Genomic DNA, 15,654 nt, shown 5'->3' with positions numbered 1-15,654 from the left:
ACGCCGCGGCCCTCACCCTAGCCCTCTCCACCGCTGGCGTGGAGGAGAGGGGACAAGACCGCGAAAGGCCTCGGGCCGGCGACCGGGCGCGGCAGGTCGGTGGCATGCGTGGCCAGTTCGACCGCATCCAGATGCACCACGCCGTCTTCGAGCTTCACCGCGAACTTCGGCGTGCAGCCTTCGTCGGGCGACTTGGCGCAGCCGTCGTCCAGCCCGATGGCCCAGTTGTGCAGCGGGCAGGCCACGCTGGTGCCGAACACGATGCCCTGGCTCAGCGGGCCGCCCTTGTGCGGGCAGCGGTCGAGCAGCGCGAACACCTGGTTGTCCGCGTTGCGGAACACCGCGACGTCCACGCCCGCGGGCCGCGTCACGCGGCGCGCGCCGAGCACGGGGATGTCGTCGATGCGGCAGATGACTTTCCAATCGCTCATGGTGTCTCCCTTCACGCCGGCTGCGCGGCGTTGTCGGCGACAGCCAGCGGCGCGAACTGCCGCACGTCCACCGAGGCCTGCGCCGATTCGAACCACGGGTCGGGCTCGCCGTCGAGCGCGAACTGCAACCGCTCCCACAGCGCCTTGCGGCCTGCGGCGTCGTCCAGGATCTTCTTCTTCACGTAGTCCAGGCCCACGCGGGCGATGTAGTGCACCGTGCGCTCCAGGTACCAGCCTTCCTCGCGGTACAGCTGCAGGAAGGAGCCTGCGTACTCCATCACTTCCTCGCTGGTCTTCACCTTGACGAGGAACTGCGCCACCTCGGTCTTGATGCCGCCGTTGCCGCCCACGTACAGCTCCCAGCCCGAGTCGACACCGATCACGCCCACGTCCTTGATGCCCGATTCCGCGCAGTTGCGCGGGCACCCCGACACGGCCAGCTTGACCTTGTGCGGCGCGTACATGGCCCACAGCGCGCGCTCCAGGTCCTTGCCCATCTGCGTGGAGTCCTGCGTGCCGAAGCGGCACCACTCGCTGCCCACGCAGGTCTTCACGGTGCGCAGCGACTTGGCGTAGGCGAAGCCGCTGGGCATGCCGATGTCCTTCCACACGCCCTCCAGGTCTTCCTTCTTCACGCCCAGCAGGTCGATGCGCTGTCCGCCCGTGACCTTGACGGTCGGAATCTTGTACTTGTCGGCCGCGTCGGCGATGCGGCGCAGTTCGTCGGGCGTGGTGTGGCCGCCCCACATGCGCGGAATGACCGAGTAGCTGCCGTCCTTCTGGATGTTGGCGTGGCTGCGCTCGTTGACGAAGCGGCTCTGCGGATCGTCCTTCGCCTCCTTCGGCCAGGTGCTGATCAGGTAGTAGTTGACCGCTGGGCGGCAGGTGGCGCAGCCGTTGGGCGTGCGCCAGCCGAGGTTGCGGTACACCTCGTCGTGCGTGAGGTAGTGTTCCTTGCGAACGGCGTCGCGCACGTCCTGGTGGCTCGCATCGGTGCAGCCGCACACGGCCTTTTTCTTCGGCGTGGCCGAGTAGTCGCCGCCGGCCGTGAACATCAGGATCTGCTCGACCAGCCCGGTGCAGGAGCCGCAGCTCGCACTGGCCTTGGTGTGCTTCTTCACCTCGTCGAGCGTGAACAGGCCCTTGTCCTTGATGGCCTTGCAGATCGTGCCCTTGTTCACGCCGTTGCACCCGCACACTTCGGCGTCGTCGGGCATGCTCGCGGCTTTGCTGTGGCCTTCATGGCCGGTGTCGCCGATGTTCGATTCCCCGAACATCAGCTTGTCGCGGATGTCGTGCACGCTGCGCCCGTCGCGCAGCAGCTTGAAGTACCAGCTGCCGTCCACCGTGTCGCCGTACAGGCAGGCGCCCACGAGCTTGTCGTCCTTGATCACCAGCTTCTTGTACACGCCGCCGAAGGGGTCGCTCATGACGATTTCCTCGGTGCCTTCGCCGCCCTGGAAGTCGCCCGCGCTGAACAGGTCGATGCCCGTGACCTTGAGCTTGGTGGAGGTGAGCGAGCCCATGTAGCGGCCGATGCCGAACATCGCAAGGTGGTTGGCCGCCACCTTGGCCTGTTCGAACAGCGGTGCCACCAGCCCATAGGCAATGCCGCGGTGCGCCGCGCATTCGCCCACCGAGTAGATGCGCGCGTCGGTCACCGTCTGCATGGTGTCCGTCACCACGATGCCGCGGTTGACGTGCAGGCGCATGCTCTCGGCCAGTGCGGTGTTGGGGCGGATGCCCACGGCCATGACCACCAGGTCGGTCGGCACTTCGAGGCCGTCCTTGAAGCGGATGGATTTGACCCGGCCGGCCTTGCCGTCGTCGGCGTCACCGACCAGCTCCTGCGTCTGCGCGCCGATCAGGAACTTCATGCCGCGGTCTTCCAGCGACTTCTGCAGCAGCTTGCCCGCCACCTCGTCGAGCTGGCGCTCCATGAGCCAGGGCATGACGTGAACCACCGTGACCTGCATGCCGCGCTTCATGAGTCCGTTGGCGGCTTCGAGCCCGAGCAGCCCGCCGCCGATGACGACCGCGTGCTTGTGCGTCTTCGCGGTCTCGATCATGAGGTTGGTGTCGGCGATGTCCCGGTAGGCAATGACGCCTTCGAGCCTGGCGCCCGGCACGGGCAGCATGAAGGGGTTGGAGCCGGTGCACAGCAGCAGGCGGTCGTAGGCGGCCTCGGTGCCGTCCTCGGCGCGCACGACGCGCTTCACGCGGTCGACGCTCGCCACCTTCTTGCCGGCGTGCAGCGTGATGCCGTTCTCTTCGTACCAGGCCCAGGGGTTGAGGATGATCTCGTCCACCGTCTGTTCGCCGGCCAGCACGGGCGACAGCAGGATGCGGTTGTAGTTGGGGTGCGGCTCCGCGCCGAACACCGTGATGTCGTACAGGTCGGGCTCTACCTTGAGCAGTTCCTCGATGGTGCGCACGCCGGCCATGCCGTTGCCGACCAGCACGAGCTTCTGTTTTTTCACACGCATGTCCATGGTGTTGTGCTCCTGCGAAAGGTGCCTCAGGCGGCCGTTTTTTCCACATGCGCCTGGCGCGTGTAGAGGAAATCGATGACGGCCTTGCGGGCATGCACATAGGCCGGGTCTTCGGCCAGCGCCACGCGGTTGCGCGGGCGCGCAATGTTCACCGCCAGCACGTCGCCGATGGTGGCGGCCGGGCCGTTGGTGAGCATCACGATGCGGTCGCTCAGCAGCACGGCCTCGTCGACGTCGTGCGTCACCATGACCACCGTGCTGTGCGTCTTCTGCACGATGGCGAGCAGCTCGTCCTGCAGCTTGGCGCGGGTGAGCGCGTCGAGCGCGCCGAAGGGCTCGTCCATCAACAGCACCTTGGGCTCCATCGACAGTGCGCGCGCAATGCCCACGCGCTGCTTCATGCCGCCGGAAATCTCGCCGGGCCGCTTCTGCGCGGCGGGCGTGAGGCCCACCAGCGCCAGCGCCGCATCGGTGCGTTCGCGCAGCTGCGCCTTGCCTTCGGTGGCCGCGAACACGCGTTCGACGGCGAGGTACACGTTCTCGAAGCAGGTGAGCCAGGGCAGCAGCGAATGGTTCTGGAACACCACCGCGCGCTCGGGGCCGGGGCCCTTGATTTCCCTGTTGGCGCACAGCAGCACGCCCTGGGTGGGCGTGGTGAGCCCGGCAATCAGGTTCAGCAGCGTCGACTTGCCGCAGCCCGAGTGGCCGATGAGCGTGATGAACTCGCCCTTGGCCACGTTCAGGTTCACGTCGCGCAGCGCGACGAAGCGGCCCTTGGGCGTCTTGAACGCCTGCTCGACGTCGTGGATCTCGATGTACTTGCTGTCGTCGTTCATTGGAAACCTCCGCGCAGCAGCGCTGCGGTATTCGCCTTCGGAGCGGCCGTGCGGTTCATGACTTCACCTCTTCGAACGTGAATGCGGTGGCCAGCTTGATGAGCGCGAACTCCAGCACCAGGCCGACGATGCCGATCACGAAGATCGCGATGATGATGTTGGCGACGTTGAGGTTGTTCCACTCGTCCCACACCCAGAAGCCGATGCCCACGCCGCCCGTGAGCATCTCGGCCGCCACGATCACCAGCCAGGCGGTGCCCACGGCCAGCCGCACGCCGGTCAGCATGTAGGGCAGCACGGCGGGGAACAGGATCTTGGTGAGGATCTTCCATTCGCTCAGGTTCAGCACCTTGGCCACGTTCATGTAGTCGGAAGGCACGCGCTGCACGCCCACGGCGGTGTTGATGACCATCGGCCAGATCGAGCAGATGAAGATGGTCCAGATGGCCGCCGGGTTGGCGCCCTTGAACACCAGCAGGCCGATGGGCAGCCAGGCCAGCGGGGACACCGGGCGCAGCAGGCTGATGAGCGGGTTGAACATGCGCGCGAGGAACTCGAAGCGGCCGATGGCGAAGCCCGCCGGAATGCCCACCAGCGCCGCCAGGCCGAAGCCCAGCGCCACGCGCTGCAGCGACGAGAGCACGTTCCAGCCCACGCCTTGGTCGTTGGGGCCCTTGCTGTAGAACGGGTCGCTGAACACGGTCACGGCCTGGTGCCACACCGCCAGCGGCGTGGGAAAGCCGGTGGTGCTGTTCACGGCAATGAGTTCCCACACCAGCAGCAGCAGGCCGAAGCCCGCGAGCGGCGGCAGCACGTGCATCCAGAAGGCGCGCAGGTCCAGGGGCGTGCGTTGCCTTGGCTCTCCCTGCACCGCGGGGGCGGCCGCAGGTTGAGGAGCCTCCGCCGCACGCGCTGGCGCGGGCGGCAGGGGGAGAGACGCATCGAGGGGCGAATGAAAGACGGCGCTGACCATGTTGTTCTCCCTATGCATGAAGCTTGAAAGACTCGGCGTACTTCTTCGGATCCTTGCCGTCCCACACCGTGCCGTCGAACAGCTTGCTGGTGCGCATCGCGTCCTTGGGCACCGGCGTCTGCGTGGCGGCGGCGGCCTGCTTGTAGATGTCGATGCGGTTGATCTCGGTGGCCACCTTCAGGTAGTCGGGGTGTTCCTTCAGCAGGCCCCAGCGCTTGTGCTGCGTGAGGAACCACATGCCGTCCGACAGGTAGGGGAAGTTCACGGCGCCGTCGTTGTAGAACTTCATGTGGTTGGGGTCGTCCCAGCTCTTGCCCAGGCCGTTGGTGTAGCGGCCCAGGATGCGCTGGTTGATGGCGTCCACGCTGGTGTTGACGTAGCTCTTGTCGGCGATGGTCTCGGCCATCTTGTTCTTGTTCTGCAGGCCGGCGTCGATCCACTTGCCGGCCTCCAGGATGGCCGCGGTCACGGCGCGCGCGGTGTTGGGGTACTTCTTGACGAAGTCGCCGGTGGTGCCCAGCACCTTCTCGGGATGGTCCTTCCAGATGTCCTGCGTGGTGATGGCCGTGATGCCGATGCCGTCCATGATCGCGCGCTGGCCCCAGGGCTCGCCCACGCAGTAGCCGTCCATGTTGCCGATGCGCATGTTGGCCACCATCTGCGGCGGCGGCACGGTGATGTTCTTCACGTCCTTGAACGGATCGATGCCGGCCGAGGCGAGCCAGTAGTACAGCCACATGGCGTGGGTGCCGGTGGGAAAGGTCTGGGCGAAGGTGTATTCGCGCTTCTCGGTGGCGATGAGCTTGGCGAGCGATGCGGCATCGACGGCGCCCTTGTCGGCCAGCTTCTTCGACAGCGTGATGGCCTGGCCGTTGTTGTTCAGGGTCATGAGCACGGCCATGTCCTTCTTCGGGCCGCCGGCGCCCACGTGCACGCCGTAGACGAGGCCGTAGAGCACATGGGCGAAGTCGAGCTCGCCGTTGACCAGCTTGTCGCGCACGCCGGCCCAACTGGCTTCCTTGCTGGGGACGATCTTCACGCCGTACTTCTTGTCGATGCCCAGCACCGAGGCCATGACCACGCTGGCGCAGTCGGTCAGCGGAATGAAGCCGATCTTCACTTCTTCCTTCTCTGGCTTGTCCGAGCCCGCGGCCCAGACGGCCGAGCGCAGGGCGGGGTCGATGCCCACGGCGCCGATGGCGGCGGCTTGCAATACGCGGCGTCGGCTGAGGCGGGTTTTGAGCAGATCGGTCATGGGGCGGGGCTCCGGTGGAAGACGAACAAACAGGAAAGACGAAACAAAAACGGAAACGAAAAAAGGCGTCCGCACCGCGCAGGGGCTGCTCGAGAACGAGCCCTTGCGGGATGGGGACGCCTTTGTCCGGTCAGGTGGGAAGCACCCGCCATTGGGTGCCGCCTGCCTGAAGACCCATTGGGGGGTCTGTAGGCATGCGTACATGCAAACGCTGTGCCAGCTGGTCAGGTCACCTGTTTGCTATCAATAAAGGAGCGTGGTGCGGCCTTCAGACGCGGGCAAGCGCTATATTTGCCTATGAAACCGGCGCGGGCACGTTTGTTGTGCGCTGCACCAAGTTGAAACCTTTGCGTTTCAGCGTGGTGGCGCGCGGTCGACCACGGGCAGGTAGTCGGCCATGGCCAGCATCGACTCGGCCACGTCCACCAGCCGCCGGTTCTGGTTCATGGCGGTCTGGCGCAGCATCTTGTGCGCGTCTTCTTCGCTGAGGCGGCGGTGCGCCATCAGCAGGCCCTTGGCACGCTCGACGACCTTGCGTTCGTTGAGCGAGGCGCGCACGGTCTCGAGCTCGTCGCTCATGGCCTGCAGGCGTAGCGACTGCTCGCGGACCATGTCGACCACCGAACGCTCCAGGTGCCGGCCGAACTGCGCGGGCGCGGCGGCCTGGGCGTCGGCGTCGTCGAAGAACAGCGCGCCGGCCTGCGGGGCCAGCGTGTCGAGCACTTGCTGGTATTCCTGCAGCTCGTGGCGCGCCTGCGCGGTCTTGTGCTCGCACAGCGCGCGCAGGTCGGCGGCCAGGCGGTCTTCCACCGTCTTCATGGCGTCGATGCGGCGGGTGCAGCAGTCGAACCAGGCCTGGCTCAGCGGGGCGTCGGCCTGGGCGGGGGAGGCGCCGCGCCGCCGCATGCGCTCCAGCTCGGCCAGCATGGCGTCGGGCTGGCTGTCGCGCCACAGCGCGAGCACGGTGTCGCCCGAAAAGTCGGTGAAGACCTGGAAGCAACGCTCCTGCGACTCGATCAGGTGCAGCCATTGCAGGCGCTGCGCCTCGTCGCTTCGGCCCAGCGCGAGCGCGGCGGCCCCGAAAGCGCGCTCCTGGCCGGCGAACTCCTTGCCCTGCATGAAGTTGAACATCGCGACAAGCAGGCGCGAGATCTCGGGGTCGGCGGCACCGTCGGCCGCTTCGAACACCACCGACAACAGGCCGGCGATCAGCTTGGCGAAGGCCGCGACCGCCTGTGCCGGCTTGAGTTCCAGTGCGTCGATGCGGCGGCGCAAGGCGGGCAGTGCGTCCAGCCCCGGCAGCACGAAGGCGATGCGGCTGAACAGTCGCGCGCCGTTGCCCGCGCCCACGCCGCGGTGGTCGTCGGTTGCCAACTGGTCGAAACCGGCGCGCACCTCCTGCTCGAGCGCCAGGCATTCGGCGATCTGCGGGCCGCGCTGTTCCGCGAAGCGGGCGCCGCGCGTGGCGAGGAAGATGTTCGACATGCCGCGCTCGCGCTGCAGCGCGTGCACCAGGCGGCCGATCACGCTCACCAGCTCGCTGGTGCGGGCGAGCTGGTCCAGTTCGTCGATTTCGCAGCGGCGTGCGGCGATGAGGAAGCTCAGTCCGGATTTCATGGTGGGGCGCGGGGAATGCGCAGGGTCGTTTCAAGTATCGCAACATCCGTGCCTCTGGCGCGCGCTTGTCCCTTCGCGGGACGGGCGCGGCAGGCGCCACCTACACTCGGCGGCATGCTCTTGTTGGGAATCGAATCATCCTGCGATGAAACCGGCGTGGCGCTGGTCGAGTCGCACGGCGACGCGCTGCCGGTGCTGCTTTCGCACGCGCTGCACAGCCAGATCGCCATGCACCAGGCCTACGGCGGCGTGGTGCCCGAACTGGCCAGCCGCGACCACATCCGCCGCGTGTTGCCGCTGACCGAAGCCGTCATGGCCGAGGCAGGCCGTTCGCTCGCCGACATCGACGTGGTCGCGTACACGCGCGGCCCGGGCCTGGCGGGCGCGCTGCTCGTGGGTGCCGGCGTGGCGTGCGCGCTGGGCGTGGCGCTGGGCAAGCCGGTGCTGGGCGTGCATCACCTCGAAGGGCACCTGCTGTCGCCGTTCCTGAGCGCCGATCCGCCGGAGTTTCCGTTCGTCGCGCTGCTGGTGTCGGGCGGCCACACGCAGCTGATGCGGGTGGACGGCGTGGGCCGCTACGCATTGCTAGGCGAGACCATCGACGATGCGGCCGGCGAGGCCTTCGACAAGAGCGCCAAGCTCATGGGACTGCCGTACCCCGGCGGCCCGTGGCTCGCGAAGCTGGCCGAGGGCGGCAATGCCACGGCGTTCAAGCTGCCGCGCCCGCTGCTGCACAGCGGCGATCTCGACTTCTCGTTCGCCGGCCTGAAGACCGCCGTGCTCACGCAGGCCAAGAAGCTCGGCGACACGCTGGAGGCGAACAAGGCCGACCTGGCGGCATCCACGCAGGCGGCCATCGTCGAGGTGCTGCTGAAGAAGTCGCTCGCCGCGCTCGACCAGACCGGGCTGAAACGCCTGGTGGTGGCGGGTGGGGTGGGGGCCAACGCGAATCTGCGCGAGCAGCTGAATGCCGCCTGCGCCAAGCGCCGGGTGCGCGTGCACTACCCCGAGCTGCACCTGTGCACCGACAACGGCGCCATGATCGCCATGGCTGCCGCGATGCGCCTGCAATCCGGCCTGTCGCAGGCCAGCGAGCGCTACGCGTTCGACGTCAAGCCGCGATGGCCCATGGCGCCGCTGTCGCCCGAGGCAACGCTACCGGAGACTGCGTAACCGGTTGCCGCGCGCGGCCGATCGACGGCAGCGGCAGCACGTCGAGCATGTTGCGCCAGAGCTGGCGCCATTGCGGCCAGTCGTGGCCGCCTTCGGTGGTGAATACCTGTCCCGACGGCAGGGCGTCGGCCAGCAGCCTGTGGTTGTTGACGAAGCGGTCTTCAAGACCGAACCCCAGGTAGAGCGGAGGCAGGTCCTTCGAGGTCTGGTCCTGCAGGTACTGCTGGAAGAAGGGCCACAGCTTGCGGTCGGGTTCCTCGTCGGGCTGCGGGCCGGTCGGGGCCTGCCATGTGCGCAGGCCGCCGGCTTTCTTGATCTCCGCGCCGAGCACGCGCCGCCCGAGGTAGGGCGCCAGGGCCACAATGCCGTCCACCGAGCCCGGGCGCGCCAGTTCGTGGATCAAGGCGCCGAAGCCGCCGATGGAAATGCCCACGAGCCAGATCGACTTGTAGCCCTTGGCGCGCTGGGGCTCGATGACATCGGCGTGCAGGCGGTCGCTCAGGGTCTGCTCGTAGTAGTAGGAGACGTCCGCATCGACCAGCAACGCATCGGCTGCCAGATGGCGTTCGCGCACTGCGGCGATGAATCCCTCTCGCTCGAACTCGTCGGGCTTGAGGTACGCACCCGGCAGGAAGATCAGGAGCGTGTCTGACTGTTCGTCGGGACTGGCGGGTTGGAGATGTGTTTGCATGGTGCCGTGAGGGGGCACCCGACCCGCACCGTCATGGAACTCGATGCGTTTACGAGACGCCCACGAAGAAGAAAGTACTAAGAAAACGTCACATGATGTGACGTTATGCGGCCCTATTGTGGATAGGGAGCATGTTCAAAGTCAAAGTGAACCTTTGGTGACACTTTCTTCTTGTGGGCTTGAGCCGAACTAGTTGATTTGCAACTGCGCGGCCTGGCTCACCGGAACGCGCTTGCCGAGCTTGAGCGTGAGCACGCCGTTCTCGAGCTTGGCGTCGCTCGCGGTCACGTCGATGTCCAGCGGCAGCTCGTAGGCGGCCTTGAACTGGCGCTTGGCTTCGGCCTTGCTGTCGATGCGCACCACGGGGCCTTCGATGTTGATGACGAGGTCTTCGCGAGCGAGGCCCGGCACGTCGAGCGACAGGGTCCAGCTGGTGTCGTCCTGTTCCACGAGCGGCGAACGGCCGGTGCCGGCGAAGGCTTCGCTGGCGAAGCGTTCGAAGGCGCGGTCATAGGCACGGGGAGCGAAGCGGGCGGTGCGGATGGTGGGTGCGAAAAACATGATGAAGAACTCCTGAGTCAACACAATGGGGACAAGGAATGTGTGTCCCTTACACTGCGCGGCCGTTCAATCGTGAGTGCCGCTTGACACCTCATCTAGGCGCAGCCGCACGCGTTTCAAGACAATGAATCCCCCCTTTATTTGGCGCCGCGAGGCCTTGAAATTCGCGGCGCTGGCGCTATGCGCGAGGCCCTTCGCCGCGCTGGCGCAAGCAGCGCCGTCGTCGCCTCCCGCACCCATCCGCCTGGCCCTGATCGAAAGCATGAGCGGCCCGTTCGCCAACACCGGCGAGGCGGTGTTTCGCAACCTGCTGTGGGCGGTGGAGCGGGTGAACGCACGCGGCGGCGTCAAGCTGCCCGGCGGTGCGCGGCCCTTGCAACTCGACCGCTACGACAGCAAGGGTCAGAACGAGGAAGCGCTTTCCGCGCTGCGCGCCGCGATGGACGACGGCGCGCGCATCGTGCTGCAGGGCAACTCGTCGGCCACTGCGTCGGCGCTGGTCGATGCCATCGACAAGAACAACGAGCGCGATCCGTCGCGGGGCGTGATCTTTCTCAACTACGCGGCGGTCGATCCGGTGCTCACCAACGAGCGCTGCAGCTTCTGGCACTTCCGCTTCGATGCGCATGCCGACATGCGCGTGGCCGCGCTGATGGCCGCGGTGAAGGACGACGCCGCGCTCAAGCGCGTGTACCTGATCGGGCAGGACTACAGCTTCGGGCAGGCGGTGCTGCGCGAGGCGCGCAGGCAACTCGGGGTGCAGCGTCCCGACGTGGAGATCGTTGGCGACGAACTGCATCCCATGGGCAAGGTGAAGGACTTCGCGCCCTATGCCACCAAGATCATCGCCAGCGGCGCGCAGGCCGTGGTCACGGGCAACTGGGGCAACGACCTCACGCTGCTGGTGAAGGCCGCGCGCGAGGCGGGTTTCAACGGCACCTTCTATACCTTCTACGGCAATGCGCTGGGTGCTCCGGCCGCCATCGGCGACGCGGGCATCGGCCGCGTGATCGCGGTGGCCGACTGGCTGCCGAACGTGCAGACCCCGCAGTCGGAAGCCTTCTATCGCGCCTTTCGCGCACGTTTTCCGAAGCCGGCCGACGACTATGTGCACATGCGGCTGCAGTTGATGGTCGAGGCGCTCGCGCAGGCCGTCGAACGCGCGGGCAGTGTCGATGCGGTGCCGCTCGCGCGCGCACTGGAACAGGCCGACGTGAGCCTCTACGGCCAGCGCGGCCGCATGCGCGCCACCGATCACCAGTTCCAGCAGCAGCTCGTGGTGGGCGTGATGGACCGGCAGGGCAGGCCGGGCGTGCAGTTCGATGTCGAGGGCTCCGGGTACGGCTTTCGCGTGGTGAAGACCATCGCGCCCGAGCGCGCCGAACTGCCGACGTCGTGCAAGATGAAGAGACCTTCGTAACCCAACCCCCGAACACCAGGAACACAGGACATGCGTGAAGCCATCCACAACCTCGAAGCATCGAAGATCCGCGAAGTCGCCAACGCCGGCATGGGGCGCGACGACGTGCTGGCCTTCTGGTTCGGTGAAAGCGACGAAGTCACGCCCGAGGTGATCCGCCAGGCGGCCATCGAGTCGCTGCAGCGCGGCGAGACTTTCTATTCGCACAACCTCGGCCTGCCCGAGTTGCGCCAGGCCATCGCGCGCTACACCAGCGCGCTGCACCCGGCGGTCGACGCCTCGCGCATTGCCGTGACCTCGGGCGGCGTGAGCGCGCTGATGCTCGCGGTGCAGGCGCTGGTCGATGCGGGCGACGAGGTGGTCGCCGTCACGCCGGTGTGGCCCAACCTCACGGCGCAGCCCGCGATCATGGGCGCGCAGGTCCGCACGCTGCCGCTGGTGCCGGTGAACGGGCAGTGGACGCTCGACCTGCCGGCGCTGCGCGCAGCGGTCACGCCGAAGACGAAGCTGCTGATCGTCAACGCGCCCAACAACCCCACCGGCTGGACCATGACGCGCGACGAGCAGCAAGCCGTGCTCGACCACTGCCGCCAGACCGGCACCTGGATCCTGGCCGACGAGGTGTACGAGCGGCTGTACTACGAGCCGACGGCCAATGGCTGCGCGCCGAGCTTCCTCGACATCTCGAAAGCGGACGATCGCCTCGTCGTGACGCACAGCTTCTCGAAGAGCTTCCTGATGACCGGCTGGCGCCTGGGCTGGCTGGTGCTGCCGCCGTCGATGGTGGACGGCATCGGCAAGCTGATCGAGTTCAACACCTCGTGCGCCAGTGTGTTCACGCAGCGCGCCGCCCTCACCGCCATCGAGCACACGGGCGAGATCACGCCGCGCGTGGTGGCGCACCTGAAGCTGTGCCGCGACACGCTGGTGCCGCTGCTGGCGGCCGTGCCGGGTGTGCAAGTGGCGTCGGCCAAGGGCGGCATGTACGCCTTCTTCCGGCTCGAAGGCTTCGGCGACTCGCTCGAGGTGGCCAAGCGGCTGGTGGCCGAAGCCGGCCTGGGGCTCGCGCCGGGCAACGCCTTTGCGCCCGAGGCACAGGGCTGGCTGCGCTGGTGCTTCGCGTCGAAGGACCCGCAGCGGCTGGTGGCGGGGGTGGAGCGCCTGCGCAACTGGCTGGCACAGCAGCCGCAGCGCCAGGGCTGAGCCCGCGAATGGCCTGCGGCCCGGGGGCAATCGGGCCCGGGCTATAATCCCGAGGCTTTGCATGCCGCAAGGCGCACGGTGAGGGCAGTTCCAGCGCTCACCGCAAGTCAAACATCCCGGAACAAGGAAATCATCATGATCGCAGCCTCCATCAAGGCCGAAGTCGTCAAAGACAACGCCCGCGCCGCCAACGACACGGGCAGCCCAGAAGTGCAAGTCGCACTGCTGACCGCCCGCATCAACGAGCTCACCCCCCACTTCAAGACCCACGCCAAGGACCACCACGGCCGTCGCGGTCTGCTGCGCATGGTGAGCCGCCGCCGCAAGCTCCTCGACTACCTCAAGTCGAAGAACGCTGAACGTTACACCGCGCTGATCGCCAAGCTGGGTCTGCGCAAGTAAACCGAATCGCATGAAAAAACGCCTGGGTTAGTCCGCTAGCTCAGGCGTTTTTTACTTCGCGATCCACTTTTCGGAGCGCCCAAACAGAGCGAAGCTGTGTCATTCCAATGAAGTTCGATCGATCTTCACTGGAATGGCATCGTGTTCTGAGAAGCCTCCGGCCCTTGCAGATCCTGTACGGTCTGCTATCAAAACAGGAGCAAACATGAGCCTCTTCAACAAAGTCACCAAGTCGTTCCAATGGGGCGACAAGACCGTCGTCATGGAAACGGGCGAAGTCGCCCGTCAGGCCAATGGCGCCGTGCTCGTCGACATCGACGGCACCGTGATCCTGGCGACCGTGGTCGCCTCCAAGTCGGCCAAGCCGGGTCAGGATTTCTTCCCGCTCACCGTCGACTACATCGAGAAGACCTACGCCGCGGGCAAGATTCCCGGCAGCTTCTTCAAGCGCGAAGCCAAGCCCAGCGAACACGAAACGCTGACCAGCCGCCTGATCGACCGTCCGATCCGCCCGCTGTTCCCCGAAGGCTTCCTGAACGAAGTGCACGTGGTCATCCACACCGTGTCGCTCAACCCCGAAGTCGACGCCGACATCGCCGCCATGATCGGCGTGAGCGCTGCGCTGTCGATTTCCGGCATTCCGTTCAGCGGCCCGATCGGTGCGGCCCGCGTGGGCTACATCAACGGCCAGTACGTGCTGAATCCGGGTCAAACGGCCCGCAAGGATTCGCAGATGGACCTCGTCGTCGCCGGCACGCAAGCCGCCGTGCTGATGGTCGAGTCCGAAGCCCAGCAACTCAGCGAAGAAATCATGCTGGGCGGCGTGGTGTTCGGCCACGAACAGGCAGGCATCGCCATCAACGCGATCCATGACCTCGTGCGCGACGCCGGCAAGCCGGTGTGGGACTGGCAGGCGCCTGCCGAAGACGAAGCCTTCGTCGCCAAGGTCAAGGGCCTGGCCGAAGAAAAGCTGCGCGCCGTGTACCAGATCCGCAGCAAGCAAGCTCGCACCCAAGCCCTGCGCGAAGCCAACGCCAGCGTCATGAGCGCGCTGAAGGAAAGCGGCGAGCCCTTCGATTCGGGCAAGGTCAACGACCTGCTGTTCTCCATCGAATCGAAGATCGTGCGCAGCCAGATCCTGTCGGGCGAGCCCCGCATCGACGGTCGCGACACGCGCACCGTGCGCCCCATCGAGATCCGCAACTCCGTGCTGCCCCGTACCCACGGTTCGGCCCTGTTCACGCGCGGTGAAACGCAAGCGCTGGTCATCACCACCCTGGGCACCGAGCGCGACGCACAGCGCATCGACGCGCTGGCCGGCGAGTACGAAGACCGCTTCCTGTTCCACTACAACATGCCTCCCTTCGCCACCGGCGAAGTGGGCCGCATGGGCTCGACCAAGCGCCGCGAAATCGGCCACGGCCGCCTGGCCAAGCGCGCGCTCGTCGCCGTGCTGCCGACCAAGGAAGAGTTCCCGTACACCGTGCGCGTGGTCTCGGAAATCACCGAGTCGAACGGCTCCTCGTCGATGGCTTCGGTCTGCGGCGGCTGCCTGTCGATGATGGACGCAGGCGTGCCCATGAAGGCGCACGTGGCGGGCATCGCCATGGGCCTGATCAAGGAAGACAACCGCTTTGCCGTGCTGACCGACATCCTGGGCGATGAAGATCACCTGGGCGACATGGACTTCAAGGTTGCCGGCACCACCAACGGCATCACCGCGCTGCAGATGGACATCAAGATCCAGGGCATCACCAAGGAAATCATGCAGGTCGCGTTGGCGCAAGCCAAGGAAGCGCGCATGCACATCCTGGGCAAGATGCAGGAAGCCATGGGCGAGGCCAAGGCCGAAGTCTCCAGCTTCGCACCGCGCCTGACCACGATGCGCATCAACCCCGAGAAGATCCGCGACGTGATCGGCAAGGGCGGCGCGGTCATCCGCGGTCTGCAGGAAGAGACCGGCACGACGATCAACATTTCCGACGAAGATCCGGGCCTCATCACCATTGCGTCGACCGATCCCGAAAAGGCCGAGCTGGCCAGGAAGCGCATCGAGCAGATCACGGCCGAAGTCGAAATCGGCAAGGTCTACGAAGGCCCGGTCACCAAGATCCTGGACTTCGGCGCCCTCATCAACCTGCTGCCCGGCAAGGACGGCCTGTTGCACATCAGCCAGATCGCGCACGAACGCGTCGAGAAGGTGACCGACTATCTGAGCGAAGGCCAGATCGTCAAGGTCAAGGTTCTCGAAACGGACGAAAAGGGCCGCGTCAAGCTGTCCATGAAGGCGCTGACCGAGCGTCCGGCCGGCATGGAATACAGCGAGCGCCCGCCGCGCGAAGACCGTGGCGATCGCGGCGACCGTGGCGGTGAGCGCCGTGAGCGTTCGGACCGTGGCGATCGCGGCGGCGACCGTGGTGGTGATCGTGGCGAGCGCGCACCGCGCTTCAACGACCAGCAACAGCAGCCGCGCAACGAGCAGCCGCAGGCCCCGGCCGGCGAGCAGCAACAGGCCCCGCGCGAGCCTCAGGAGTAAGAAGGGCGCAGCGGCGGCGCCACGCCGCCGCTGCTATCTTTTGAACAGCAAGCTTCGCCCCATC

Annotated in this window: 13 protein-coding genes; 5 read left to right on the top strand and 8 right to left on the bottom strand. The window is 66.5% G+C overall.

What is annotated here, in order from left to right; all coding sequences use genetic code 11:
- Positions 1-17 precede the first annotated feature (17 nt).
- From nirD to ACSFBM_RS10430, 6 genes are all read right to left on the bottom strand, one after another.
- The gene (nirD, locus tag ACSFBM_RS10455) at positions 18-431 is read right to left on the bottom strand and encodes a nitrite reductase small subunit NirD (RefSeq protein WP_435484269.1); all 414 of its coding nucleotides are present in this window, start codon (positions 429-431) and stop codon (positions 18-20) included.
- 11 nt (positions 432-442) lie between these two features.
- The gene (gene nirB / locus ACSFBM_RS10450) at positions 443-2,923 is read right to left on the bottom strand and encodes a nitrite reductase large subunit NirB (protein WP_435484268.1); all 2,481 of its coding nucleotides are present in this window, start codon (positions 2,921-2,923) and stop codon (positions 443-445) included.
- Positions 2,924-2,949: 26 nt separating this feature from the next.
- Positions 2,950-3,759: an ABC transporter ATP-binding protein gene (locus tag ACSFBM_RS10445; protein ID WP_435444179.1), complete on the bottom strand. Its 810-nt coding sequence runs from the start codon at positions 3,757-3,759 to the stop codon at positions 2,950-2,952.
- 55 nt (positions 3,760-3,814) lie between these two features.
- Positions 3,815-4,732 carry a nitrate ABC transporter permease gene (gene ntrB, locus ACSFBM_RS10440; RefSeq protein ID WP_435484267.1) on the bottom strand — a complete coding sequence of 306 codons (918 nt, stop codon included), beginning with the start codon at positions 4,730-4,732 and terminating at the stop codon, positions 3,815-3,817.
- A gap of 10 nt (positions 4,733-4,742) precedes the next feature.
- Complete coding sequence (locus tag ACSFBM_RS10435) at positions 4,743-5,987, bottom strand: CmpA/NrtA family ABC transporter substrate-binding protein (RefSeq protein ID WP_435484266.1); 1,245 nt, start codon at positions 5,985-5,987, stop codon at positions 4,743-4,745.
- Between the two features lie 354 nt (positions 5,988-6,341).
- Positions 6,342-7,604 (bottom strand): nitrate- and nitrite sensing domain-containing protein, encoded by a 1,263-nt coding sequence (locus ACSFBM_RS10430; protein ID WP_435436597.1) that lies wholly within the window; start codon positions 7,602-7,604, stop codon positions 6,342-6,344.
- Between the two features lie 114 nt (positions 7,605-7,718).
- On the opposite strand from ACSFBM_RS10430, the gene tsaD reads away from it, so the two are divergent.
- Positions 7,719-8,777: a tRNA (adenosine(37)-N6)-threonylcarbamoyltransferase complex transferase subunit TsaD gene (gene tsaD, locus ACSFBM_RS10425; protein ID WP_435484265.1), complete on the top strand. Its 1,059-nt coding sequence runs from the start codon at positions 7,719-7,721 to the stop codon at positions 8,775-8,777.
- On the opposite strand, the gene ACSFBM_RS10420 is transcribed toward tsaD, so the two are convergent.
- Together ACSFBM_RS10420 and ACSFBM_RS10415 are read right to left on the bottom strand one after the other, a co-directional pair.
- A complete protein-coding gene (locus ACSFBM_RS10420; RefSeq protein ID WP_435484264.1) occupies positions 8,716-9,468 on the bottom strand; it encodes an alpha/beta hydrolase-fold protein in 753 nt (250 codons plus the stop codon). The two genes, tsaD and ACSFBM_RS10420, sit on opposite strands and share 62 nt — an antisense overlap.
- Positions 9,469-9,657: 189 nt before the next feature.
- Positions 9,658-10,029, bottom strand: a complete 372-nt coding sequence (locus ACSFBM_RS10415) for an Hsp20/alpha crystallin family protein (protein WP_435436600.1) — start codon at positions 10,027-10,029, stop codon at positions 9,658-9,660.
- 124 nt (positions 10,030-10,153) lie between these two features.
- Between ACSFBM_RS10415 and ACSFBM_RS10410 the strand changes: the two genes are divergently transcribed.
- The 4 genes from ACSFBM_RS10410 to pnp all read left to right on the top strand — a co-directional run bounded on the left by ACSFBM_RS10410 (position 10,154) and on the right by pnp (position 15,590).
- Entirely contained in the window at positions 10,154-11,449 is a 1,296-nt protein-coding gene (locus tag ACSFBM_RS10410) for a branched-chain amino acid ABC transporter substrate-binding protein (protein WP_435484263.1), read from the top strand.
- A 30-nt stretch (positions 11,450-11,479) separates the two neighbouring features.
- Positions 11,480-12,652 (top strand): pyridoxal phosphate-dependent aminotransferase, encoded by a 1,173-nt coding sequence (locus ACSFBM_RS10405; protein ID WP_435484262.1) that lies wholly within the window; start codon positions 11,480-11,482, stop codon positions 12,650-12,652.
- A 135-nt stretch (positions 12,653-12,787) separates the two neighbouring features.
- On the top strand, positions 12,788-13,054 hold the full coding sequence (gene rpsO / locus ACSFBM_RS10400) for a 30S ribosomal protein S15 (RefSeq protein WP_093128570.1): 267 nt from the start codon (positions 12,788-12,790) through the stop codon (positions 13,052-13,054).
- A gap of 205 nt (positions 13,055-13,259) precedes the next feature.
- Positions 13,260-15,590: a polyribonucleotide nucleotidyltransferase gene (pnp, locus tag ACSFBM_RS10395; RefSeq protein ID WP_435484261.1), complete on the top strand. Its 2,331-nt coding sequence runs from the start codon at positions 13,260-13,262 to the stop codon at positions 15,588-15,590.
- Positions 15,591-15,654 lie beyond the last annotated feature (64 nt).

The sequence above is a fragment of the Variovorax pasteuri genome, assembly GCF_051216435.1.
GTDB lineage: Bacteria > Pseudomonadota > Gammaproteobacteria > Burkholderiales > Burkholderiaceae_C > Variovorax.
This window is presented reverse-complemented; position numbering and strand designations above follow the sequence as displayed.

What these genes read in the sequence shown, in the direction of transcription:
- nirD (WP_435484269.1), bottom strand. Translation starts at nt 431, where the DNA reads ATGAGCGATTGGAAAGTCATCTGCCGCATCGACGACATCCCCGTGCTC.
- nirB (WP_435484268.1), bottom strand. Translation starts at nt 2,923, where the DNA reads ATGGACATGCGTGTGAAAAAACAGAAGCTCGTGCTGGTCGGCAACGGC.
- ACSFBM_RS10445 (WP_435444179.1), bottom strand. Translation starts at nt 3,759, where the DNA reads ATGAACGACGACAGCAAGTACATCGAGATCCACGACGTCGAGCAGGCG.
- ntrB (WP_435484267.1), bottom strand. Translation starts at nt 4,732, where the DNA reads ATGGTCAGCGCCGTCTTTCATTCGCCCCTCGATGCGTCTCTCCCCCTG.
- ACSFBM_RS10435 (WP_435484266.1), bottom strand. Translation starts at nt 5,987, where the DNA reads ATGACCGATCTGCTCAAAACCCGCCTCAGCCGACGCCGCGTATTGCAA.
- ACSFBM_RS10430 (WP_435436597.1), bottom strand. Translation starts at nt 7,604, where the DNA reads ATGAAATCCGGACTGAGCTTCCTCATCGCCGCACGCCGCTGCGAAATC.
- tsaD (WP_435484265.1), top strand. Translation starts at nt 7,719, where the DNA reads ATGCTCTTGTTGGGAATCGAATCATCCTGCGATGAAACCGGCGTGGCG.
- ACSFBM_RS10420 (WP_435484264.1), bottom strand. Translation starts at nt 9,468, where the DNA reads ATGCAAACACATCTCCAACCCGCCAGTCCCGACGAACAGTCAGACACG.
- ACSFBM_RS10415 (WP_435436600.1), bottom strand. Translation starts at nt 10,029, where the DNA reads ATGTTTTTCGCACCCACCATCCGCACCGCCCGCTTCGCTCCCCGTGCC.
- ACSFBM_RS10410 (WP_435484263.1), top strand. Translation starts at nt 10,154, where the DNA reads ATGAATCCCCCCTTTATTTGGCGCCGCGAGGCCTTGAAATTCGCGGCG.
- ACSFBM_RS10405 (WP_435484262.1), top strand. Translation starts at nt 11,480, where the DNA reads ATGCGTGAAGCCATCCACAACCTCGAAGCATCGAAGATCCGCGAAGTC.
- rpsO (WP_093128570.1), top strand. Translation starts at nt 12,788, where the DNA reads ATGATCGCAGCCTCCATCAAGGCCGAAGTCGTCAAAGACAACGCCCGC.
- pnp (WP_435484261.1), top strand. Translation starts at nt 13,260, where the DNA reads ATGAGCCTCTTCAACAAAGTCACCAAGTCGTTCCAATGGGGCGACAAG.